Annotated in this window: 25 protein-coding genes; 9 read left to right on the plus strand and 16 right to left on the minus strand. The window is 71.5% G+C overall.

Annotation, left to right across the window (positions count from 1 at the left end; translation table 11 throughout):
* Nucleotides 1-14: 14 nt before the first annotated feature.
* The 5 genes from IF78_RS0100520 to IF78_RS0100540 all read left to right on the plus strand — a co-directional run bounded on the left by IF78_RS0100520 (nucleotide 15) and on the right by IF78_RS0100540 (nucleotide 4,306).
* Nucleotides 15-419: a DUF2795 domain-containing protein gene (locus IF78_RS0100520; protein WP_031475835.1), complete on the plus strand. Its 405-nt coding sequence runs from the start codon at nucleotides 15-17 to the stop codon at nucleotides 417-419.
* Between the two features lie 87 nt (nucleotides 420-506).
* Nucleotides 507-926 carry a CBS domain-containing protein gene (locus tag IF78_RS0100525; protein ID WP_031475833.1) on the plus strand — a complete coding sequence of 140 codons (420 nt, stop codon included), beginning with the start codon at nucleotides 507-509 and terminating at the stop codon, nucleotides 924-926.
* A 72-nt stretch (nucleotides 927-998) separates the two neighbouring features.
* The gene (locus IF78_RS0100530) at nucleotides 999-1,655 is read left to right on the plus strand and encodes a hypothetical protein (protein WP_031475831.1); all 657 of its coding nucleotides are present in this window, start codon (nucleotides 999-1,001) and stop codon (nucleotides 1,653-1,655) included.
* A 6-nt stretch (nucleotides 1,656-1,661) separates the two neighbouring features.
* Nucleotides 1,662-2,213, plus strand: a complete 552-nt coding sequence (locus IF78_RS0100535) for a type 1 glutamine amidotransferase domain-containing protein (protein ID WP_031475829.1) — start codon at nucleotides 1,662-1,664, stop codon at nucleotides 2,211-2,213.
* Nucleotides 2,213-4,306 (plus strand): catalase, encoded by a 2,094-nt coding sequence (locus IF78_RS0100540; protein WP_031475827.1) that lies wholly within the window; start codon nucleotides 2,213-2,215, stop codon nucleotides 4,304-4,306. Before IF78_RS0100535 ends, IF78_RS0100540 begins: the two co-directional genes overlap by 1 nt.
* A 204-nt stretch (nucleotides 4,307-4,510) precedes the next feature.
* On the opposite strand, the gene IF78_RS0100545 is transcribed toward IF78_RS0100540, so the two are convergent.
* Nucleotides 4,511-4,795, minus strand: a complete 285-nt coding sequence (locus IF78_RS0100545; RefSeq protein ID WP_031475825.1) for a DUF6158 family protein — start codon at nucleotides 4,793-4,795, stop codon at nucleotides 4,511-4,513.
* Nucleotides 4,796-4,853: 58 nt separating this feature from the next.
* Between IF78_RS0100545 and IF78_RS0100550 the strand changes: the two genes are divergently transcribed.
* A complete protein-coding gene (locus IF78_RS0100550; protein WP_031475823.1) occupies nucleotides 4,854-5,969 on the plus strand; it encodes a baeRF2 domain-containing protein in 1,116 nt (371 codons plus the stop codon).
* A gap of 10 nt (nucleotides 5,970-5,979) precedes the next feature.
* On the opposite strand, the gene IF78_RS0100555 is transcribed toward IF78_RS0100550, so the two are convergent.
* A complete protein-coding gene (locus IF78_RS0100555; RefSeq protein ID WP_031475821.1) occupies nucleotides 5,980-7,599 on the minus strand; it encodes an ABC-F family ATP-binding cassette domain-containing protein in 1,620 nt (539 codons plus the stop codon).
* Between the two features lie 42 nt (nucleotides 7,600-7,641).
* Nucleotides 7,642-8,295: a histidine phosphatase family protein gene (locus IF78_RS0100560; protein ID WP_031475819.1), complete on the minus strand. Its 654-nt coding sequence runs from the start codon at nucleotides 8,293-8,295 to the stop codon at nucleotides 7,642-7,644.
* A gap of 72 nt (nucleotides 8,296-8,367) precedes the next feature.
* On the opposite strand from IF78_RS0100560, the gene IF78_RS0100565 reads away from it, so the two are divergent.
* From IF78_RS0100565 to IF78_RS0100575, 3 genes are all read left to right on the plus strand, one after another.
* A complete protein-coding gene (locus IF78_RS0100565) occupies nucleotides 8,368-9,855 on the plus strand; it encodes a bifunctional phosphatase PAP2/diacylglycerol kinase family protein (RefSeq protein ID WP_031475817.1) in 1,488 nt (495 codons plus the stop codon).
* A 141-nt stretch (nucleotides 9,856-9,996) separates the two neighbouring features.
* Complete coding sequence (locus tag IF78_RS0100570; RefSeq protein ID WP_031475815.1) at nucleotides 9,997-10,818, plus strand: methyltransferase domain-containing protein; 822 nt, start codon at nucleotides 9,997-9,999, stop codon at nucleotides 10,816-10,818.
* A 41-nt stretch (nucleotides 10,819-10,859) separates the two neighbouring features.
* Nucleotides 10,860-11,030 carry a hypothetical protein gene (locus IF78_RS0100575; protein WP_031475813.1) on the plus strand — a complete coding sequence of 57 codons (171 nt, stop codon included), beginning with the start codon at nucleotides 10,860-10,862 and terminating at the stop codon, nucleotides 11,028-11,030.
* A gap of 22 nt (nucleotides 11,031-11,052) precedes the next feature.
* Here IF78_RS0100575 and IF78_RS0100580 read toward each other — a convergent pair whose 3' ends face one another.
* From IF78_RS0100580 to IF78_RS0100640, 13 genes are read right to left on the minus strand one after another with little or no spacing between them, the layout of a single operon-like run.
* The gene (locus IF78_RS0100580) at nucleotides 11,053-11,337 is read right to left on the minus strand and encodes a gas vesicle protein K (protein ID WP_031475811.1); all 285 of its coding nucleotides are present in this window, start codon (nucleotides 11,335-11,337) and stop codon (nucleotides 11,053-11,055) included.
* On the minus strand, nucleotides 11,334-11,522 hold the full coding sequence (locus IF78_RS0100585) for a gas vesicle protein (RefSeq protein ID WP_031475810.1): 189 nt from the start codon (nucleotides 11,520-11,522) through the stop codon (nucleotides 11,334-11,336). The genes IF78_RS0100580 and IF78_RS0100585 overlap by 4 nt, the downstream gene beginning before the upstream one ends.
* Entirely contained in the window at nucleotides 11,519-12,322 is an 804-nt protein-coding gene (locus tag IF78_RS0100590) for a GvpL/GvpF family gas vesicle protein (RefSeq protein ID WP_031475808.1), read from the minus strand. The genes IF78_RS0100585 and IF78_RS0100590 overlap by 4 nt, the downstream gene beginning before the upstream one ends.
* Nucleotides 12,319-12,645, minus strand: coding sequence for a gas vesicle protein (locus IF78_RS0100595; protein ID WP_031475806.1), 327 nt, complete (start codon nucleotides 12,643-12,645; stop codon nucleotides 12,319-12,321). Before IF78_RS0100595 ends, IF78_RS0100590 begins: the two co-directional genes overlap by 4 nt.
* The gene (locus IF78_RS0100600) at nucleotides 12,642-13,751 is read right to left on the minus strand and encodes an SRPBCC family protein (RefSeq protein ID WP_031475804.1); all 1,110 of its coding nucleotides are present in this window, start codon (nucleotides 13,749-13,751) and stop codon (nucleotides 12,642-12,644) included. Before IF78_RS0100600 ends, IF78_RS0100595 begins: the two co-directional genes overlap by 4 nt.
* The gene (locus IF78_RS0100605; RefSeq protein ID WP_031475803.1) at nucleotides 13,751-14,467 is read right to left on the minus strand and encodes a hypothetical protein; all 717 of its coding nucleotides are present in this window, start codon (nucleotides 14,465-14,467) and stop codon (nucleotides 13,751-13,753) included. The genes IF78_RS0100600 and IF78_RS0100605 overlap by 1 nt, the downstream gene beginning before the upstream one ends.
* Nucleotides 14,467-14,727: a gas vesicle protein GvpG gene (locus tag IF78_RS0100610; protein WP_031475801.1), complete on the minus strand. Its 261-nt coding sequence runs from the start codon at nucleotides 14,725-14,727 to the stop codon at nucleotides 14,467-14,469. Before IF78_RS0100610 ends, IF78_RS0100605 begins: the two co-directional genes overlap by 1 nt.
* Before the next feature lie 10 nt (nucleotides 14,728-14,737).
* Nucleotides 14,738-15,508, minus strand: coding sequence for a GvpL/GvpF family gas vesicle protein (locus IF78_RS0100615; protein ID WP_031475799.1), 771 nt, complete (start codon nucleotides 15,506-15,508; stop codon nucleotides 14,738-14,740).
* A complete protein-coding gene (locus IF78_RS0100620; RefSeq protein WP_031475797.1) occupies nucleotides 15,505-15,933 on the minus strand; it encodes a gas vesicle structural protein GvpA in 429 nt (142 codons plus the stop codon). Before IF78_RS0100620 ends, IF78_RS0100615 begins: the two co-directional genes overlap by 4 nt.
* Before the next feature lie 52 nt (nucleotides 15,934-15,985).
* Nucleotides 15,986-16,318 (minus strand): gas vesicle protein GvpO, encoded by a 333-nt coding sequence (locus tag IF78_RS0100625; protein ID WP_078662257.1) that lies wholly within the window; start codon nucleotides 16,316-16,318, stop codon nucleotides 15,986-15,988.
* A gap of 59 nt (nucleotides 16,319-16,377) precedes the next feature.
* On the minus strand, nucleotides 16,378-17,304 hold the full coding sequence (ligD, locus tag IF78_RS0100630; protein ID WP_031475793.1) for a non-homologous end-joining DNA ligase: 927 nt from the start codon (nucleotides 17,302-17,304) through the stop codon (nucleotides 16,378-16,380).
* Nucleotides 17,301-19,148: a transketolase gene (locus tag IF78_RS0100635; RefSeq protein WP_031475791.1), complete on the minus strand. Its 1,848-nt coding sequence runs from the start codon at nucleotides 19,146-19,148 to the stop codon at nucleotides 17,301-17,303. The genes ligD and IF78_RS0100635 overlap by 4 nt, the downstream gene beginning before the upstream one ends.
* The gene (locus IF78_RS0100640) at nucleotides 19,145-21,073 is read right to left on the minus strand and encodes an FAD-dependent oxidoreductase (protein ID WP_078662258.1); all 1,929 of its coding nucleotides are present in this window, start codon (nucleotides 21,071-21,073) and stop codon (nucleotides 19,145-19,147) included. The genes IF78_RS0100635 and IF78_RS0100640 overlap by 4 nt, the downstream gene beginning before the upstream one ends.
* Nucleotides 21,074-21,199: the final 126 nt, after the last annotated feature.

Below are 21,199 nucleotides of genomic sequence, written 5' to 3' on the forward strand. Positions count from 1 at the left end.
ATCTGGAGGGAGTCATGCAGCGAGGCAGTGACCGGCTGAGCGTTCACCGTGACGACGAGATGAAGCACGAACTGCAGGGGCTGCTGCGGTCCGGGCACCCCACGCGGACCGAGGAGTGGCACGATCCGGAGCCGTCCGCCGAGGACGATCCGCAGGTCGCGCGCGGGCCGGTGGGATGGCCGGGGCCGTCGGCGGCGTCCCTGGAGACGGTCCGGCTGGAGCTGGCGCGGATCCTGGGCCGTGGTGCCTTCCCGGCGAGCCCCCGGGAGCTGATCGGTGAGCTGCGCCGCGGGTATGCGCCCGACGCCCTTGTCGAGTCGCTGGAGCGCCTGCCGCGTTCGACGCGCTACGCCAATGTCCAGGAGCTGGCCGAGGACCTGACCGGCGCCGGGCGGTCCGCCCGGCGGAGGAACGCATAGCGGCCCGGCCGGCGGGTGCCGCGGGCGAGGTCGCGCCGACGCGGCCGTGGTACCCGCACCGGCCGGGTGCGCCGAGGAGGGCCAGAGATGGCTGTGTTCGTGAAGGACGTCATGACTCCGGGCGTGGTCGCCGTCCGCCCGGACGCCTCACTCGTCGAGGCGGCGCAGCTGATGCGCACGCAGGACATCGGCGATGTGGTGGTGGCCGACGGGCAACAGGTCGTTGGCGTGCTCACTGATCGTGACATCACGGTACGGGCGGTCGCGGACGGCGCTGATCCGCTGACCGTGAGCGTCGAGTCGGTGTGCTCCCGGAACCCGGTGGTGATCGGCCCGGGCGAGCGGTTGTCGGTGGCGATCTCGCTGATGCGCGAGCACGCCGTACGGCGGCTGCCGGTCATCGAGGAGGGCCTGCCGGTCGGCGTCGTCAGCCTCGGGGACCTGGCTGAGACCCAGGACCCGGACTCGGCATTGGCCGAGATCAGCCGTGCGGCTCCGGGCGAGTGAGCGCATGGGGCGGGTCGAGTGGCCGTATGTGCTGGGTTCGGGTGACCGTATGAGCCGGGTCGGGGTGATCGTGTGAGCCGCGACCAAGCCGCCGAGATCAGCGCCTCGGGCGTGACCGTGGACGTCGGCGACGCCACGGTTCGGTATCTGCTGTACGGGCTTCTGCCGAGCTGGTTCGTACCGGGAGTGGCCGACTGGTGGATGCACCGGCGGACCCGGATCGAGGAGACGGCGGGCACCAGGGAGTCGCTCATCCACTCGCTGATGATGACGGAGGTCGGCATCCCGATCGCGTTGACCCTCCGCTACGAGGTCAACCCGCTGCTGCTCACCGTGCAGTTGGGCGCGACCGCCGCGCACGAGGCGACCGCGCTGTGGGACGTGCGCACGGCGGTCGACAGCGACCGCGAGGTGAAACCCGTCGAGCAGCACATCCACAGCTTCCTGGAGTCCCTGCCGTTCGGCGCGCTGGCCTCGCTGATGTGTCTGCACGCCGACCAGGTGAAGTCCCTGCTGCGCGGCGGTCGCGGTGACGTCGACGCGTGGCGTCTCGTACCGCGCCGGCGGCCGCTGTCCCGTGGCTACCTGGCGGGCATCGCGGCCGCGATCGGCACCTGCGTGCTGCTGCCGTACGGCGAGGAACTGCTGCGTTGTGTGCGCACGGCCCGGCGGAACAGGAAGCGCACGAACGACGACCAGGCCCGTTTCCGGGCCGGGGAAGGACGTTGAGGAATCATGCGTATCGCTTTTCTGACGGCCCCTGAGGGCGTCGAGGAGGTCGAGCTCACCGAACCGTGGCGGGCCGCGGTGGACGCCGGGCACGAGCCGGTGCTGGTGTCGACGAAGCCCGGCACGATCCAGGCCTTCCACCATCTCGACAAGGCGGAGAAGTTCCCGGTGCAGGAGGTCGTGGGCGAGACGTCGGCGGACTCCTTCGGCGGGCTGGTCCTGCCGGGCGGCGTGGCCAACCCGGACTATCTGCGGATGAACCGCAAGGCCGTCGCGTTCGTGCGGGACTTCTTCGACCGGGGCCTGCCGGTGGCCTCGATCTGCCATGCCGCGTGGACGCTGGTGGAGGCGGACGTCGTGCGCGGCCGGGTGCTCACCTCCTGGCCGAGCCTGCGGACCGATGTCCGCAACGCGGGCGGCACCTGGGTCGACGAGCAGGTGCGGATCTGCGACCACGGCCCCAACAAGCTGGTCACCAGCCGTAAGCCGGACGACCTGAAGGCGTTCTGCGAGACGTTCCTGGATGTGTTCGACAGGGAGGCGAGGGAAACAGTCTGATGGCAGACCGCAAGCAGGAGCAGCGGGAGTTCCACCGGGCGGACGATCCCACGGGAGGGCCGCTCACCACCGACCAGGGAGTGGAGGTCGACCACACCGACGACTCGCTCGCCGCCGGCGAACGCGGGCCGACGCTGATGGAGGACTTCCACTTCCGGGAGAAGCTCACCCACTTCGACCACGAGCGGATCCCGGAGCGGGTGGTGCACGCGCGCGGCGCGGGCGCATACGGGTATTTCGAACCGTACGAGTCCTGCGCGGAGTTCACCCGCGCGGCGTTCCTCCAGGATCCTTCCGTGCAGACCCCGGTGTTCGTACGGTTCTCCACCGTCCAGGGGCCGAAGGGCTCGGCGGACACCGTGCGGGACGTGCGGGGATTCGCGACCAAGTTCTATACCTCGGAAGGCAATTACGACCTGGTCGGGAACAACTTCCCGGTCTTCTTCATCCAGGACGGCATCAAGTTCCCCGACTTCGTGCACGCGGTGAAGCCGGAACCGCACAACGACATCCCGACCGGCGCCTCCGCGCACGACACCCTGTGGGACTTCGTGTCGCTCCAGCCGGAGACACTGCACGCGATCATGTGGCTGATGTCGGACCGGGCGATCCCGCGCAGTTACCGCATGATGCAGGGCTTCGGCGTGCACACGTTCCGCTTCGTGAACGCCGAGGGGCGCGGGACGTTCGTGAAGTTCCACTGGAAGCCGAAGCTGGGCGTGCACTCGTTGGTGTGGGACGAGGCTCAGGAGTGCCAGGGCCGTGACCCGGACTTCAACCGGCGGGACCTGTGGGACGCCATCGAGGCGGGCGAGTACCCGGAGTGGGAGCTGGGCGTCCAACTGGTGCCGGAGGAGGACGAGTTCGCCTTCGACTTCGATCTGCTGGACGCCACGAAGATCATTCCTGAGGAGCAGGTGCCGGTACGGCCGATCGGCCGCATGGTGCTGAACCGCAACCCGGAGAATTTCTTCGCGGAGACCGAGCAGGTCGCCTTCCACACGGCGAACGTCGTCCCCGGCATCGACTTCACCAACGACCCGCTGCTCCAGGCCCGCAACTTCTCCTACCTGGACACACAGCTGATCCGGCTCGGCGGCCCCAACTTCGCGCAGCTGCCGGTGAACCGGCCGGTGACGCCCGTACGGACCAACCAGCGCGACGGCTACCACCAGAGCGCGCTGCACAGCGGCACGAACTACTTCCCCAACTCCCTCGGCGGTGGCTGCCCCGCGCACGCCGGTGCCGACGCGGGCGCGTACACCCACTACGCCGAGCGCGTCGACGGCGCCAAGATCAGGCGACGTAGCGCGAGTTTCCAGGATCACCACAGCCAGCCCGCGATGTTCTGGAACAGCATGGCGGACTGGGAGAAGGAGCACATCGTCGCGGCCTTCCGGTTCGAGCTGGGCAAGGTCGGCTCCAAGGCAGTGCGGGCCCGTACGGTCGAGCATCTGGCCCGGGTGAACGGCGATCTGGCGACGCAGGTGGCGCGCGGCATCGGAGTGCCGGAGCCGTCCGCGAACCGGGCGGCGGACAAGCTGTCCTCGCCCGCGCTGAGCCTGGAGTCCCTGCCCGGCGACGGCTCCATCCGCACCCGGCAGGTCGCGGTTCTCGTCGCCGACGGTGTCGACACCGCCCAGGTCACATCGGTGCGCGAGGCACTGACGGCCCAGGGTGCGATCGTCGAGGCGCTGGCGCCCACGGACGGATCGGTGACGGGTGCCGACGGGGACCGGTGCGCGGTCGACCGCGCGCTGCCGACCGTGGCCTCCGTGCTCTACGACGCCGTACTGCTGCCCGGCGGGCCCGTGGGCACCCCGCCCACGGCCGCGGACCAGGACGCGATGCGCTTCGTCCGGGACGCCTACCGGCACGGCAAACCGGTCGGCGCGCTCGGCTCAGGAGTGGGCGTCCTCGCCGCCCTGGAACCGCAGGGCGTACGGCTGTCCACCGAGTTCCACCGCGCGGTGGCCGACCAGGGCGTGGTCACGGACACCTCACCGGGCCCGGCGAGCGAGGACTTCCTGCAAGCCTTCACGGCCGCCCTGTCGTCCCACCGCCACTGGGGCCGCCGGCCGGTACGCCACTGAGCGCACGGGGGCGGGACCACGGGGCCGCGAGCCCGGGTGCGCCAGGGGCGAGGGACCCAGCGGGTCCGCCCGACGCATCACCGCGGCGCACGAGCACACTGCCGCATGCCCCCGGCTGCCGTGCGCCGCATGTCATGCGAAACCCGATGAGCACAGGCTGCCGCCCTGCCCGCCCTCCTTCTCTGCCTTCCGGTGCCGCCCAGGTCATCCCGGCGGGGCCGTCGTCTCCGGGGTGCTCGCGGTGCGGTCGCGGGCGCCCTCGCGGGTGCGGCCCGAGGCGACGGTGCGGCGAGGGTTGCGGCGCAGGTACTCGCCCTCCAGCTGCGCCATGCGGTGGTTGTGGGCCCGCAACGCGTCGTTCGAGCCGTAGAGCAGCGTGTCGTGGCGCGTCCGGTGGATGGTCTCCAGCTCCTTCATGAGCTGTTGGTCGTCCAGCCGGCCGGGGTCGACTCCGTTCATGGTGGTGCCCCGCTCGTCGTGTTCGGTCATGCGGTCCGGGTACCCGCCCGTTGAGCACACAGCCCCCGAGCGTGTACGGGAGACAGCCATGGATCTCGCCTTTCTGCATCCACTGTACGAACACCCCGGGCCCTGGGCCTCCGTGTACGTCGACACCTCACGGCACACGGAGAACACCCCCCATGAGCGGCACCTGACCGCGCAGGCCCTGTCCCGGGAACTGTCCGAGCTGGGCTGCGACCAGGCGACGTGCCGGGCCGTCCGGAACGCGCTGGAGGAGCTGGCGCACTCCTCCGAGCCGCACGGCCGCGCGATCTTCGCCCGCGCGGGTGAGGTGGTCCTGGATCCGCCGCTGGCCCGCGCCCCGCTGCGCGACAGCGCCTTCTGGGCGCCCCTGCCGCACACCGCGCCGCTGCTGGAGCTGGCCGGTGAGGACCCGGTCTGCGTGGTGGCCTACGTCGACCGCAGGGGCGCCGCCTTCGAGCTGCGCACCGCACTGGGCCGGCAGGACGTCGGCTCGGTCACCGGCCGGCGGCATCCCGTGCACCGCACGAGCACGGCCGACTGGTCGGAGCGGCACTTCCAGCTCAAGGTGGAGAACACCTGGGAGCACAACGCGACCGAGATCGCCGACGCGCTCTCCGTCTGCCAGGAGGAGACCCGCGCCGACCTGCTGATCCTGGTCGGCGAGGACCGGGAGCGGCGGACCGTGCGCGAGCGGCTGCCCAAGCGGCTGGACGACCTCGTGGTCGAGGCCCCGCACGGCACCGGCAGCAGGCTGCTCGACGAGGACGTCGAACGGGCCCGGCAGGAGCACGTACGGCAGCGGGCGGAGCGCGAGCTCGAGCGGTTCCTGGCGGCCCGCGAACCGGATCCCGAGGGGCGTGCCGGTGCCGCGGAGGGCGTGCCCGCGCTGATCGAGGCCGCCCGCGAGCACCGGATCGACGAGCTCCTGATCCGCCCCGACAGTCCGGACGCGCACCGTGAGGTGTGGATCGGCGAGGACCCGGACCAGCTGGCCGTGCGCCGTACGGACCTGAGGACCCTCGGCGAGCAGAACTCCTGGCCGGCCCGCGCCGACGACGCGCTGATCCGCAGCGCGGTCGTCACGGGCGCGGCGGCGGTCTCGGTGGCGCCGGCCGCCGAGGCGGTAAAGGAGCAGGCCCCCGTGGGTGGCCTGGGCGCGCTGCTGCGCTGGGCGTGACCTCGCGGCGCTATCGCGCCCGCTCCACCCGCCGCTCGTCCCACACCGGCTCCGGCGTCTCGCGGACCCTCCCGTCGCTGCCGAAGACCAGGTAGCGGTCGAAGGAGCGGGCGAACCAGCGGTCGTGGGTGACGGCGAGCACCGTTCCGTCGAAGGCCTCCAGTCCCTCCTGGAGGGCCTCGGCGGACTCCAGGTCGAGGTTGTCGGTCGGCTCGTCGAGGAGCAGGGCCGTGACGCCCTCCAGCTCCAGCAGGAGGATCTGGAAGCGGGCCTGCTGGCCGCCGGAGAGCCGGTCGAAGGCCTGCTCGGCCTGGTTGGTCAGCTCGTAGCGGCGCAGCCGGGACATGGCGGCGCCCCGGTCCTGGGCGTGTTCCTTCCACAGGATGTCGAGGAGGGTCCGGCCGATCAGCTCGGGGTGGGCGTGGGTCTGGGCGAAGTGCCCGGGCACCACCCGTGCGCCCAGCTTCCACTCCCCCGTGTGCGCCACGTCCTCCCCCGCCAGCAGGCGCAGGAAGTGCGACTTGCCGGAGCCGTTGGAGCCGAGGACGGCGACGCGTTCGCCGTAGAAGACCTCCAGGGAGAACGGCTTCATCAGACCCGTGAGTTCGAGTCCCTCGCAGGTGACGGCCCGCACCCCGGTACGGCCGCCCTTCAGCCGCATCCGGATGTCCTGCTCGCGCGGCGGCTCGGGCGGCGGCCCCGCCTCCTCGAACTTGCGCAGGCGGGTCTGGGCGGCCCGGTAGCGGGAGGCCATGTCGGGGCTGTTCTCGGCGGCTTGACGGAGCGTCAGGACCAGCTTCTTCAGCTGGGCGTGCTTCTCGTCCCAGCGTTTGCGCAGCTCCTCGAAGCGGGCGAAGCGGGCCTGCCGTGCCTCGTGGTACGTCGCGAAGCCGCCGCCGTGCACCCAGGCGTCGGCGCCGGCCGGGCCCGGTTCGACGGAGACGATCTTCTCGGCGGCGCGGGCGAGGAGTTCACGGTCGTGGGAGACGAAGAGAACCGTCTTGCGGGTCTCCTTCAGCCGCTCCTCAAGCCAGCGCTTGCCCGGCACGTCGAGATAGTTGTCCGGCTCGTCGAGCAGCAGCACCTCGTCGGTGCCGCGCAGCAGCGCCTCCAGCACGAGCCGCTTCTGCTCGCCGCCGGAGAGGGTCCGCACCTGCCGCCACTGCGCCTTCTCGTACGGCACGCCGAGCGCGGCCGTGGTGCACATGTCCCACAGCGTCTCGGCCTCGTACCCGCGTACCTCGGCCCAGTCGGCGAGGGCCTGCGCGTACTTCAGCTGGGCCGCCTCGTCGTCGACGGTCATGATGAGGTGCTCGGCCCGGTCGACGGCCTGCGCGGCCTCGCGGACGCGTGGCGGCGCGACCGACACCAGCAGGTCCCGTACGGTCGTCTCGTCCCGTACCGACCCCACGAACTGCCGCATCACGCCGAGACCGCCACTGACGGTGACGGTGCCGCCGTGCGGTTTCAGCTCCCCGGAGATCAGCCGCAGCAGGGTTGTCTTCCCGGCCCCGTTGGGTCCGACCAGCGCCACGACTGCCCCTTCCCCCACCCGGAAGGACACGTCGCCGAGCAACGCCCTCCCGTCGGGGAGGTAGTACTCGAGGTGCGCGGCTTCCAGATGTCCCATGGGGCCGAATTGTGCGGCCCGCCGACCGCACGGGGCAAACGCTTATTCGGCGTCGACGGGCCACCCGGTGGGCCCGCCCTCCCCCGCCGGCGTCACCACGGCCCCCGCCCAGGTCAGCGCCTTCCAACCGTCGGACGGCGATCCCTCCAGGATCACCACTCCCGTGTTCTCCAACGGATGCGCGGCGGCGAAGGCCACGTCCACGTTGTCGGCGCGAGCGGCGGTCCACATACGGATCGCCGCACCATGACTCACCATGGCAACGGTTCCGGCCCCACTGCCCGCGGCCTCCGCCACCACGGCGTCGTACCGCGCCAGCGCCTCCGCCCCGCTCTCCCCGCCCGGCATCCGCAGCTCCGTGTCGCCGTCCGCCCAGGCGAACACCGTCTTCATGTAGAGCAGTCCCTGTTCGGATTCGCCGGGCAGCATCTCCAGGTCGCCCGCGGACAGCTCGCGGATGCCGTCCCGCACGATCACGTCGAGGCCGCGGGCGGCGGCCAGCGGAGCGGCCGTGAGCTGGGTGCGGATCAGGTTGGAGACGTAGATCGCCTCGATGTCCTCGCCGGCCAGCGCCGCGGGCAGGGCCGCCGCCTGCCCTTCGCCCAGTGCGGTCAGACCCGGGCCGGGGACGGCGGTGTCGAGCAGATGGTCCACGTTCGACGGGGTCTGGCCGTGACGTATCAGGAGCAGGCGCATGTGCGGGTTCCTTTGTGTGTCGGTCACTGTCGGCCGGACAGCAATCGGCCACATCAGGGTACCCAGGCCTGTATGAGCCCAGACGTCGACCTGACCGTCCCCAAGCCCGGCCGGCACGCCCTGCGTGCCCGGCTCCTCGCCCTCGACTCACGGCTGTTCGAGTTCGCCGCCGAGCAGCACTGGCCGTATGCCGAGCGGGTGCTGCCACGGCTGAGCCGGAGCGCGAACCACGGGGTGCTGTGGTTCGCGACGGCCGCCGTCATCGCCGCCGGCCGCACGCCACGGGGCCGTCGGGCCGCGGCGCGGGGCCTCGCCTCGCTGAGCCTGGCCTCGCTGACCATCAACACCCTCGGCAAGCGCTCGGTACGCCGTCCCCGGCCCGTCCTGGACCCCGTGCCGCTGGTCCGCCAGCTCAAGCGGCAGCCGATCACCACCTCGTTCCCGTCCGGGCACGCCGCGTCGGCGGCCGCGTTCGCGACCGGAGTGGCCCTGGAGTCGCCCGCGTGGGGGCTGGCCGTGGCCCCGATCGCCTGGTCGGTGGCCTTGTCCCGGGTGTACACGGGCGTGCACTTCCCGAGCGACGTGCTGGCGGGCGCGGCCCTGGGCGCGGGTGCCGCGTTCGCCGTACGGGGCATGGTGCCCACGCGCGACCGGCTGATCCCGCCGGCCCGGCCCCGTACGGATGTGCCGGCGCTGCCGGACGGAGACGGCCTGGTCGTGGTGGCCAACAAGGGGTCGGGCACCTCCGGCCGGGTGCACGCCTTGCTGGACTCGCTGCCGCGCGCCGAGGTCGTCGAGTGCGAACCGGCGGACACCCACGCGGAGTTGCGCAACGCGGCGGCCCGCGCCCGGGTGCTCGGCGTGTGCGGCGGCGACGGCACGGTGAACGCGGCCGCCGAGGTCGCGATGCGACACGGTCTGCCGCTCGCGGTTCTGCCCGGCGGCACGATGAACCACTTCGCCCACGACCTGGGCGTGGAGGACGAACGCGATCTGAGCCGGGCCGTCCGGCACGGCCATGCCGTGCGCGTGGACGTGGGCCGGTTCACCTGCGACGGCCGGCAGGGCCTGTTCCTCAACACCTGCAGCCTGGGCGTGTATCCGGAACTGGTGCGCCAGCGGGACCACTTCTCGCCCCGCATCGGCGCCTGGCCCGCCGGGGTGTTCGCGGCCCTGCGGGTCCTGCGCAGCGAACGCCACCCCCTGCACGCCGAAGTCGCCGGCCGCAACCACCCGTTGTGGCTGCTGTTCGCCGGGAACGGCACCTACCACCGGGTGGGCCTCGCCCCCGCCCGGCGCCTGGACCTCGCGGACGGCGTACTCGACGTGCGGGTCGTGCACGGCGGCCGGCGCCCCGCCCTGCGCCTGCTCGCGGCCGCCCTCGCGGGCCCGCTGACCCGCTCGCCGGCCCATGCGGCGGTCCAGGTGGGCCGCTTGCGTCTGTCGGGGGTCACGCCGGGCGCGCTCCTCGCGTACGACGGCGAAGTCACCGAGGTGGGGGGCGAGGTGACGCTGGAGAAGCTGCCGGAGGCACTGACGGTCTACCGTCCGCTGCCCTGACCGCGACGGATCTGACGATCCATCAGTCCAGATATTGAAACGTGGGTCTCAATATTCGGCATGCAGGGCGTACGGTGTCGAGTACCGCCCGGCGGGGCCGTGCGCCTCGGGAGCCGGTACGTCGAGACCAGGGGAACAGCCATGTCGAAGGCACAGGAGACCGCCGTCTACACGCACGGGCACCACGAGTCCGTACTGCGTTCGCACACCTGGCGCACCGCCGCCAACTCCGCCGCCTATCTGCTCGGCTCGCTCAAGCCGCACATGCGGATCCTGGACGTGGGCTGCGGCCCCGGCACGATCACCGCGGACCTGGCCGCTCTGGTCCCCGACGGGCACGTCACCGGGGTCGACCGGGCGCCGGAGATCCTGGAGCAGGCCCGGGCCACGGCCGACGGACGAGGGCTGACGAACGTCGCGTTCGCGGTCGCGGACGTGCACGCCCTGGACTTCCCGGACGACACGTTCTGCGTCGTCCACGCCCACCAGGTGCTGCAGCACGTCGGTGATCCGGTGGGCGCCCTGCGCGAGATGAGGCGGGTGACCAGGCCGGGCGGCCTCATCGCGGTGCGCGACGCGGACTACGCGGCCATGACCTGGTACCCGGCGTCCCCCGGGATGGACGCCTGGCTTGATCTGTACCGCCGGGTCGCCCGCGCCAACGGCGGCGAGCCGGACGCCGGGCGCCGGCTGAAGTCCTGGGCGCAGGCAGCGGGGCTCACCGACGTCACGGCCACGTCGAGCACCTGGACCTTCTCGACGCCGGACGAGCGGGCCTGGTGGAGCGGTCTGTGGGCGGACCGGACGTCGGCCTCGGCGTACGCCGAGCGGGCCACGGAGGGCGGGCACGCGACCATGGAGCAGCTGCGGGCCGTCTCGGAGGCCTGGCGGGAGTGGGGGCGGCAGGAGGACGGCTGGTTCAGCGTGCTGCACGGAGAGATTCTGTGCCGTAAGGAAGCCTGAATCGCGTATTTCTGGAAACCCGGCGAGCAGGAGGTCAGATTATGGTTCCTATTCTGCTCGTGCTGCTACTGGCCCTGATTCTCTTCGGTGCCGGATTCGCGTTGGAGGCGCTGTGGTGGATCGCGATCGCGGTTCTCGTCGTGTGGCTTCTGGGTTTCCTGGTTCGTGGCACGACCGCAGCGGGAGGCAGGGGCCGCTGGTACCGGTGGTGAGGTGACCTCACTCCCGGTGACTTCATTCCCTGGGAAGCAGTGGGCCCAGCGGCCCGAGGTCCAGATTCAGGTCCTCGGGCCGCAGCCCGTACCGCTCACGCAGCTCGGTCATACGCTCTTCGAGGAGCATCAGCGTCAGACCGATCCGCTCCTCCTGCTCCTCACTCAGATCGCCCGTGTCGAAGCGGCGCAGCGCCTGGCGTTCCATGAGCTGGCGCAGCAACTCCACGACCGTGAGGACGAGTTTCACGAGGTCGCGTTCGACGGTGTCGGGTTCGAGGTCCAGCCGGCCTCGCTTGGATGTCACGTCAGCTCTCCCCAGGGTGACGGGACCTGCTCGTTGACGGAGCTGATCAGTGCGTTCAGGTCGATGCGGACGAGGTCCACGTCGGCGATGCGCAGGGTGATGTCCCCCGTGACGACGACGCCCCCGGCGAGCAGCCGGTCGAGCAGGTCCACGAGGGCGATCTCGCGCCGTTCGACGACGGTCACGGCCCCACCTCCGGCTCCTCCTCCGCGAACTCCGCCGTAAAGGAATAGGCGGCCCAGGGCCCGGTGAGTTCCACCCGAATACCCGGGGCATCGTCTTTCTCCCGGTCCACGAGTTCCACGAATTCCTCGGAATCCGCGCGCGGCACCAGATAGGCGGCGTTGAGCACGTTCTGCCCGGAGGCCCCGGAAAGCGCGGCGTTCTGCGGGGCGTGCAGCCGGGAATCCTCGGCGAAAGCGGAGAGCTTTTCGTGCAGTCGGCCTGCGAACGCGGCGACCTTCTGCCACATGTCCTCACGGGCCCGCGTCTGCGTACGGCGCCGGCGCAGATAGTCACGGCCGGACAGGGCCTCGGCCCCCGCCCGGCCGGTCGCCGCGGGGTCAGCGGTCTCCCGCTCGGCGGATTCCGGCTCGGCGTACACCTTGACGCCCCACTCCACCCGTCCCTCCAGCCGGTCGAGCACGCGCCGGAAGTCCTCCTCACGCGCCTCCATCATGCTCCGTACGCCGCTGTCGTCCCGGAACACGGTGGCGAGCCGCAGCGGCAGCGGGGTGGTGACGGCGGTGAGCGCGTCGATGACCTGCTGGTGGGCGCGGGCCGTGGCGGTGAGCCAGTCCAGGTCCTCCAGGTGGGCACGGAGCGGTTCCTCGGCGAAGTCCGCCTCGGGCACCGTGCTGACGACGGCGACCAGGCCGTGGTGCGTGAGCTGCTTCGGCGGCGCACCGGCGACGCCCGCCAGCTGGGCTTGCAAGGCGGAGCGAAAGGGGCGGCAGACGGCGTACACATAGCGCAGTGCGGTCATGGGGCCTCCTCCTGTCCCCGGACGGGCTCCAGCTGGGCCAGGCGCTCACGCAGCTCGGCGTTCTCCCGGGCGAGTTCGTTGCGACGGGCGCCGGAGGACAACGCCGGGTCGTCCTCCCACCAGTCGATGCCCATCTCCTTCGCCTTGTCGACCGAGGCGACGATGAGGCGCAGCTTGATGGTGAGGAGCTCGATGTCGAGCAGGTTGATCCGGATGTCGCCCGCGATGACGATGCCCTTGTCCAGCACCCTTTCCAGGATGTCGGCGAGGTTGGCGCCGCTGCCCTGGCCGTAGGGCTCGGGGAGTCGGCTCGACATCGTCATCGTCGGCTCCCGCCGCCGGCGTACTCGGTCTCGTCCTCGTCTTCGTCCTCGTACTCGGGCTCGTCCTCGTACGCGTCCTCGGGTACGTCTTCGTCCTCGCGCTCTTCGCCTTCTTCGTCCTCGCCCTCTTCGTCTTCGTCGTACGCGTCCTCGGGCTCCTCGTCCTCCGCGTACGCGCCGTTCTCCTCGCTTTCGCCGTTCTCCTCGTTCTCCTCGTACTCCTCCTCGTCCTCCTCCGCGACGGCGTCCTCATGGCTGCGGACGACCTCGCCGTCACGGATCTCGCCGCGCCAGCCGTCGTCGGCCTCTCCCTTGAGGGTGATGAAGCGGACGTAGTTCTTCAGATCGAGGCGGGCCCGGCGGCCCTGGGCGCGCCAGAGGTTGCCGGTCTTCTCGAACAGACCCGTGGGGTAGTACTCGATCACCAGCAGGACGCGGGTGAGGCTGTCGGCGAGGCGGTGGAAGGACACGACGCCCTTCGTGGTGCCCTTGCCGCCCTCCGAGGTCCACGCGATCCGGTCGTCCGGCACCTGCTCGGTGGTGTGCGCCTTCCAGCTGCGGTTGGACCAGAAGACCTTGAGCTGCCAGTCGGAGGTCGTGTCGTCGGCGCGGTTCGCGCTCTTCACGCCCTTCGCGAAGGTGCTGAAGTCCTGGTACTGGGTCCACTGGTCGTACGCGGTGCGCAGCGGCACGCCGACGTCGACGTACTCCATGATGACGGTGGGCTTCTTGCCGGCCCCGCCCTTGCGCTTGCCCTTGCCGCCGCCGAGGTTCTTGAACGCCTCGACCACGTTGTCCTTGGCGTGGGTGGCGCCGGCCTCTAGTGCGCTGCGCAGCGGTCCCTTACCCTCGGCCAGCTTGCGGCCACCGTCGAGGGCTAGCTTGCCCAGGCCGGGGCTGCGGCCCTCGGCGATGTCGTTCAGCTTGACCGTGGCCTCGCCGAGCTTGCGTCCCGCGCCGACCAGCAGCCGCTGGGTCTGCGCGGCGAGGTAGTCCTGCAGCTCGGCCTTGAACCGGTCGGCGGCCTCGCTCTGGGCCACCCCGGCGAGTGGTTGTTTCGCCGCTCCGCGGGCCGCTGAGCTCGCGGATCCGAGCGTCTCGGTCATCACCCGTCACCGCCCTTCGACTGGCGCGCCCGGCCGCCGCGGGCGGACCCGGCCGACCCGGCCGTCTTCCTCGCGGCCGACTGGCCGGCGCCGCTCCGCTTCTGGGCCGCCTTCTTGGGCGCTGTCCGGCCGGCGGAGGTCTTCTTCGCGGCCGTCTTCTTCGTGGGTGCCTTCTTCGCCGACTTCTTGGCGGTCTTCTTCGCCGAGCCCCGCTCCGCCGCCGCCTTCCCGGACGGCCCCTCGGACTCCTCGGACTCCTCTTCCTCGGCTTCCTCGGCTCCGTCCTGTGCCTCGGACTCCTCCGCATCGTCGCGGTCGTCGTCCTCCGCGCGCGGCTCCTCGTCCTCGGTCTCCTCCTCGGACTCCTCGTCCTGCGCGCCGAGATCCGGCGTCGGCACCGCGCCGGACAGTTGCTCGCGCACCTCGGCGGTGCGTCCGTGCAGCCGGTCGGCGAGCGCGTCGAGCCGGCGTTCGACCAATGCGCCGGACGCGGCCTCGCCGACGCCGCGCAGATCGTCGCGCAGCTGGTCCCCGATCTCCTTGAACTGCGGGTTCTTCAGGAGCTGTTGGGACACCAGGTCCGTGACGGCCCGCGGGCTCAGATGCATCCGCTTGCCGGCCACGGCACTGCCCACGGCCAACGCCAGTTTCAGTTTCCTCGTCCGTCCGAGGAAGTATCCGGCCCCTATGGCGAGGCCCAGTCCCACTCGGTTCATCATGCCGTCCCGTCGCTGTTCCCGTACCCTGCGCGCAGTCCGATCTCCAGTCGGTCGAGGAGCTCGTCCTCGCGGCGGTCGAACTCCTCCTCGTCGATCTCACCTGCGGTCAACTGGTCCTCCAGCCGCGCCAGTTCGGCCCGCACGGCGGCCGGGTCGTAGTAGATGCGCTCGGCCTCGCGCAGCACCTGTCTGATCACCCATCCGCTGCCGCGCACCGGGGCGAACGGCAGCAGCAGCACCTCTCCGATCAGTCCCACCGCCACCGCCTCACTCCTTCGCCGTTCCGCCGCCGGACATGCTGTCCGCGGGCTCGGCGGGGCCGGGCTCGACGAAGCTGTACGGCGGCAGCGGGCCGTTGACGCTGAGGTCGAGGTGCGGGTGGCCCTTGCGGAGCTGCTCGACGGCGGTCATGAAGGTCTCGACCTCGTCGCGGGCGACCAGGAACGACACGTTGGCGAGCCATCCGGTGGATTCGGGGCCCACGCTGACCGCGTCCGCGGCCGGTTCCAGGGTGTGCTGCACATCCGTCGCGTCCTCGGCCTCCTGGGCCTTGACCGCGGCGGCCACCATCTCGCCGAGCCGGAGCCGCTGCTCGTAGGAGCCGCCGCCGGCCTGCCGGTTGGCCTCGGTCATGGCCCGGATCTCCGGGTTCGTGGCCAGCACGCGGTGCAGCACGGCCTCCTCGGCGTGCGTGGCCTTCACGTTGTACTCGACCTTGCCGTCCAGGGCCGCGAGCCGCTCCTGGTAGTGCTCGGCGCGCTCGGCGAGGACGCCGGTGACCGTGTCGTCGTCGGGAGCGACGCTGCCGAACCGCATGGGAAGGACGCAGCCGGTCGCGCCCGCCTCGGCGAGCACCCTCGAGTGGGCGAGCAGCTCCCGGCGCTTGGGGCGCAGCTCTTCGGGGGCGTCGCTGACCAGGGCGGCGAGTGCACCTGCCGTCAGGACGCGCACGGGGCGCGGCGGCTCGCCGATACCCTCCATGTCCTTCGGAAGGCCGGGATGCGAGCTCGCGGTGATGCCGTACACGTACGTACTCACTCCTGCTCCTCCTTCTTGCGCGTCGTGGTGGACTTGCGGGCGCGCTGCCTGGGCCGCTCCTCCTCGCCTTCATCGCGTGCCTGCTTGAAGGCGCTGGAAATGGTCTCGGCGGCGCCCGACAGGGCCCCCTTGGACTTGCCGCGCGCGCCGGACTCGGTGATCTCGCCGACCATGTCGGGCAGACCAGGGCTCTTGCGCGGCCCGGCCTCCAGGTCGAGCCGGTTGCACGCCTCGGCGAAGCGGAGATAGGTGTCGACGCTGGCGACGACGACACGGATGTCGATCTTCAGGATTTCGATGCCGACCAGGGAGACACGCACGAATGCGTCAATGACGAGCCCCCTGTCGAGGACGAGTTCCAGAACGTCGTAGAGGCCGCTGCTGCCGCCTCCGCCGCCGGTCTGCTGTGCCGGGACAACGGTCATGCCGGCCGTTCCTCCTTGTCTCGGGACGGTGTGCTGGGCGCGGGCGGGCGGCCTACCGGCCGCCGGGCCTGTGTGCGTCGGAACGCCCACGTTCGTAGCGGCGCACCCGCCGATACCCCGTGAGCTGTCCTTGGGGGTCGAGATCGACCTGGTAGCTCGCCATCAGACTCATCGTGTCGGGTACGCGGGACAGTTCCAGGACCTCGATCTCGAGGGTCCAGCCGTCCTCGGTGTGATCGAAGGACGTCACTGTCTCCACGTTCATGCCGATGAGTTCGGCGAGCTGGGCCCGTGCCTGACGCAGGACCTCCATGGGGGTCGGCCGTTCGTCCGCCCCGCCTGTCTGCCGTCTGGATGGTTTGGGTGTGTTCTGTGAATCATTCATGGGCGCCTCCCGCGCCGAGTGACCTGGAAGGCTCCGGTCAAACCCGCGGCTCGGTTTCTTCAGCGGCGCAGTGCGTCGAGCCTGCGCCTGGCCGGGCCCAGGGCGCGGCCCCGGTCCAGCAACCCGGCCCACGGGTTGGCGCGGGCCTGCTCCGCGGCGTCGGCGATGCTCCAGCGGCGGGCGTCCAGCCCCGGGTCGTCCAGTTCGGCCCAGGTCAGCGGCGTGGCGACGGGGGCGCCGGGCCGGGCGCGGACGGTGTAGGGCACGACGGCGGTCTGGGCGTAGGCGTTGCGCTGCACGTCGAGGTAGAGACGGTCGCCGCGGTCCTTTTTGCGGGCGGCCGTGGTGAACCGGTCCGGGTGTGCGGACTCGAGCACCCCGGCGACGTCCTTGGCGAACTCGCGTACTTCGTCGAAGTCGTGGCGCCCGTCCAGTGGTACGACGATGTGCAGCCCGCGCGAGCCGGTGGTCATCGGGGCCGAGGGCAGCCTCAGTTCGTCGAGCAGCTCGCCGAGCAGCTCGGCCGCCTCCCTGACCTGCGCGAAGGAGTCCTCGGCCGGGTCGAGGTCGAAGACCAGCCGGTCGGGGCGCTCGATGCCGTTGGTGCGGGAGAGCCAGCGGTGCAAGGTGAGGCAGGCCTGGTCGGTGAGGAAGACGAGGGTGGCGGTGTCCTCGCACACGGTGTGGCAGACGGTGCCGTCCTCCTTGGGCACCTCGAAGCGGGTGATCCACTCCGGGTAGTGGTCCGGGGTGTTCTTCTGCATGAACCGGGGACCGTCGAGACCGTCCGGGTACCGCTCCAGCATCAGCGGGCGGCCGCGCAGATGCGGCAGCATGAAGGCGGCGACGGAACGGTAGTAGTCGACGAGGTCGCCCTTGGTGTACTCCTTCGCGCCCCCGTCTCCGGGAAAGAGCACCTTGTCGGCGCGTTTGACCTCGACGGTACGGCGTCCCGCCCGCACCTTCTTCGTGTCGTCGTCGGTCACCGTACGACTGCCTCCTCCACCAGCAGCTTCCCCGCGGCGGCGATGGACACGGCGTCGATGCCCGCGGTGTGCAGCTGCTGGTCCGGGGAGGCGGAGCCCGGCATCCGGCGGACGGACAGGCGCACCAGGCGCGGCACCGGGCGCCCGTCGAGGAACGCGTCGACGACGGCGTCGCCGATGCCGCCCTCCTCGTGATGGTCCTCCACGGTGAGCAGACAGCCGGTGTCCTCGGCGGCCCGGCGCAGGGTGGACCGGTCGACGGGTTTGACGGAGTACAGATCGATGACCCTCACCTGGATGCCGTCGCGGTCCAGCGCGTCGGCGGCGGCGAGCGCCTCGTGCACGGTGACGCCGGCCGCGACGACGGTCAGCCGGTCCCGGTCACTGGCGCGCAGCACCTTGCTGCCGCCGACGGGGAACTCCTCGTCGGGGCCGTAGATGACCGGGTCGGCGCCACGTGAGGTGCGCAGATAGCGGATGCCGCGCAGATCGGCCATGGCGGCGACGAGCTGGGCGGTCTGGTTGGCGTCGCACGGGTACAGCACCGTCGAGCCGTGCACGGCCCGCATCATCGCCAGGTCCTCCAGGCCCATCTGGCTCGGCCCGTCCTGCCCGATCGCGACGCCGGCGTGCGAGCCGACCAGGTTGATGTCGGCACCGCTGACCGAGGCCATGCGCACGAAATCGTGGGCGCGGGTGAGGAAGGCCGCGAAGGTGGCGGCGTACGGCATCCAACCGCGCGTCGCGAGCCCCACCGCGGCAGCGACCATCTGCTGCTCGGCGATGTAGCACTCGAAGTAGCGGTCCGGGTGTGCCTTGGCGAAGAACTCCGCGCGGGTCGAGTCGCCGACCTCGCCGTCGAGGGCGACGACGTCACCGCGAGCGGTGCCGAGAGCGGCGAGGGCTTCGCCGTAGGCGTTGCGCGTGGCGACCTCCTCCCCCTTCTCCCAGCGGGGCAGTTCGAGCTGTCCGGTCTGCACGGCGTGCAGCACGCGGGCGGCGGGCGGCTCGTGGACGTGGATGCGCAGGTCACGCTGCCCGCCGAGTTCGGCGACGGCCTCTTCGGCGTCCGGCAGTGGCTTGCCGTGCAGTCCCTCCCGGTCCTGGACCGCTTCGACGCCCTTGCCCTTGAGGGTGCGGGCGAGGATCACGGTGGGCTGACCGACGGTGGACCTGGCCTCCCCGTACGCCCGGTCGACGGCGTCCACGTCGTGCCCGTCCACCTCGACGGTGTGCCAGCCGAAGGCCTGGAAGCGGCGGGCGTAGGCGTCGAGGTCATGGCCGTGCCGGGTCGGACCGCGCTGGCCCAGCCGGTTCACGTCGACGATCGCGGTGAGGTTGTCCAGATGCTCGTACGCCGCGTGCTCGGCGGCCTCCCACACGGACCCTTCCGCGAGCTCGCTGTCCCCGCACAGCACCCACACCCGGTACCCGGCCCGATCGAGCCGCTTCCCGGCCAGCGCGATCCCCACCCCGATCGGCAGTCCCTGCCCGAGCGAACCGGTCGCGGTCTCCACCCATGGCACCTGGCGCGGTGTGGGGTGCCCTTCGAGCCGGCTGCCGAGCTTGCGGAAGGTGAGCAGCTCACCGTCCTCGATGGCGCCGACCGCCTTGTAGGCGGCGTACAGCAGCGGCGAGGCGTGTCCCTTGGAGAGGATGAAGCGGTCGTTGCCGGGGTGGGCGGGCCGGTCGAAGTCGTAGCGCAGGTGGTTGGCGAGGAGTACGGCCGTCAGATCGGCGGCTGACATCGACGACGTCGGATGCCCCGACCCCGCGGCGGCGGAGGCCCGCACACTGTCCACCCTCAACTGCTGGGCGAGCTCGACGAGTTCGGCGGTGTTCATGAGGCTCCTTCCGAGGGGTGGCGGGAGTGGCGTCCGGGGGTGGTGGAGCGCGGCTGGTGCGCGGCGGGGTCTTCGGGGTGCGGCTTGTGGACCGCGGGGGCGTCGGCGGGCGGCTCCTGGGCGGCTCGCAGATCGGAGCGCGTCACGGGACCGGGGGGCTCGGGATGCCGGGCGGCGTCGGGGTCCTGAACGGGGTCGGGCGGTTCGGCGCCCCTGGACGTACCGGTATCGGTACGCCCGCCCGAGCGGGACGGGCCGCCACGCCGGCCTGATGACCCGCCACCCTTGACAGCGCCGACGCGCCGGACGGAAGCGGGAGCACCGAAGCGCTTGCTGTCCTGGGCCTCCGTGGCGTCAGGGTGGTCCCCGGTGCCCGATCCCGTGCCCTTGGCGGGCCGACCACCGGCTTGGTTCTTCGCGGGCTCGCCATACGGCTGGTTCCTCGCGGGCTCACCCGGCTGGTTTCGCGCAGTCTCACCGACCGGCCGGCTTCTGTCGGTCTCCTCGGTCCCTGACGGCTCGGTGGATCCCCCCGCGCCAGCCTGCGACCGCCTCTCCGCTCCCTTTTCCGGACCCCGCTCCCGCGGCCTCTCCCCCGACGTCACCGCCCCTTTCTCCGGCCCACCCGGCACCCGGGCCAGCTCCGGCGACGCGGTGTCCAGTGGCACCGACCACGACCGTACGAGCCCCAACTGCACGGCCTGGCGCGGCAGTACCGCGTCCAGGAGCCAGTCGGCGGCGACGCGGATGCGGTTGCCGGGCATCGCGGCGAGGTGGTAGCCGCGGGTGACCGCGCCCGCGGCCACACCGGACAGCGGGACGCCGAGCGGGTTGGCGGCCGCCTTGACGCCGCCCAGGTCCACGACGAAGCCCATGTCGCGGTGGCGGTAGGGGCGCCGCTCGCCGATGCCCAGGGACGCGGCGACGTTGCGGGCCACGGCCTTGCCCTGTCGCCAGGCGTGCTGCGCCGTCATGGGCGTGTACTGGCCGGGCTTCTCCAGGTCGGGCACGGCGGCCCCGTCCCCGGCGGCGAACAGCTCGGACCGGCCCGGCACTTGGAGGTACGGGTCGACGAGGAGGCGGCCCCGCTCCAGCGGCAGCCCCAGGGACTCGGCGAGCGGATCGGGCCGTACGCCGACGCACCACACCAGCGTGCGGGTGTCGACGAACTCGCCGTCGGTCAGCACGACCCCTCGGTGCGTCGCCTCCTTCACGGACGTGCCCATCCGCACCTCAACGCCCCGCTGCCGCAACACCCGGTCGGCGGTGCGCGACAGCCGCTCGTCCAGCTCGGGCAGGACGCGTTCGGCGATGTCGAGCAGCAGCCAGCGCGGCCGCATTCCGGCCCGCAAGGGGTGTTTGCGCACCTGGGAGTCGGTGAAGAGCTTGCCCTGCGCGGCGACCTCGGTGCCTGTGTATCCGGCGCCGACCACGACGAAGGTGCATCGCGCCGAGCAGTTCTCGGGGTCGTCGGCGGAGGCCGCCAGTTCCATCTGCCGGGTCACATGGTCACGCAGATACAGCGCCTCGGGCAGGCCCCGGAAGCCGTGCGCGTGCTCGGCGACGCCCGGGATGGGCAACAGTTTGTTGACGCTGCCCGCGGCGAGGATCAGCCGGTCGAAGGGCAGGGTCCCCCCGTCGCCCTCGGGCCCGGTGTAGTGCACGGTGTGCCCGTCGAGGTCGATGGAGTCGGCCTCGCCCAGCACGAGCCGTACGTCGGGCAGGGTGCCGGAGAGCGACACGGTCACCCGGCGCGGTTCGAGGATGCCGGCGGCGACCTGGGGCAGCAGGGGCAGATACAGGAAGTAGTCGGTCGGGTTCAGCAGGGTGATGTCGGCCCGGTGCCGGGTGAGCCGGGACAGGGTGCGGGCCGCGCGGTACCCGGCGAATCCGGCGCCGACGATCACGATGCGGGGTCGACTCACGGTTGGCCTCCGGCCTCTTGGTTGGCTCGTGCGCCTACGGGCGTCCTCAGCCGGTGTCGCGAATCCGAACGCGCGGACCCCGAAGGGCTGAGCACGAACGAGCTCCCGACACCGGCGCGGCCCTCC

This window comes from Streptomyces bicolor, assembly GCF_000719285.1.
Lineage (GTDB): Bacteria > Actinomycetota > Actinomycetes > Streptomycetales > Streptomycetaceae > Streptomyces > Streptomyces bicolor.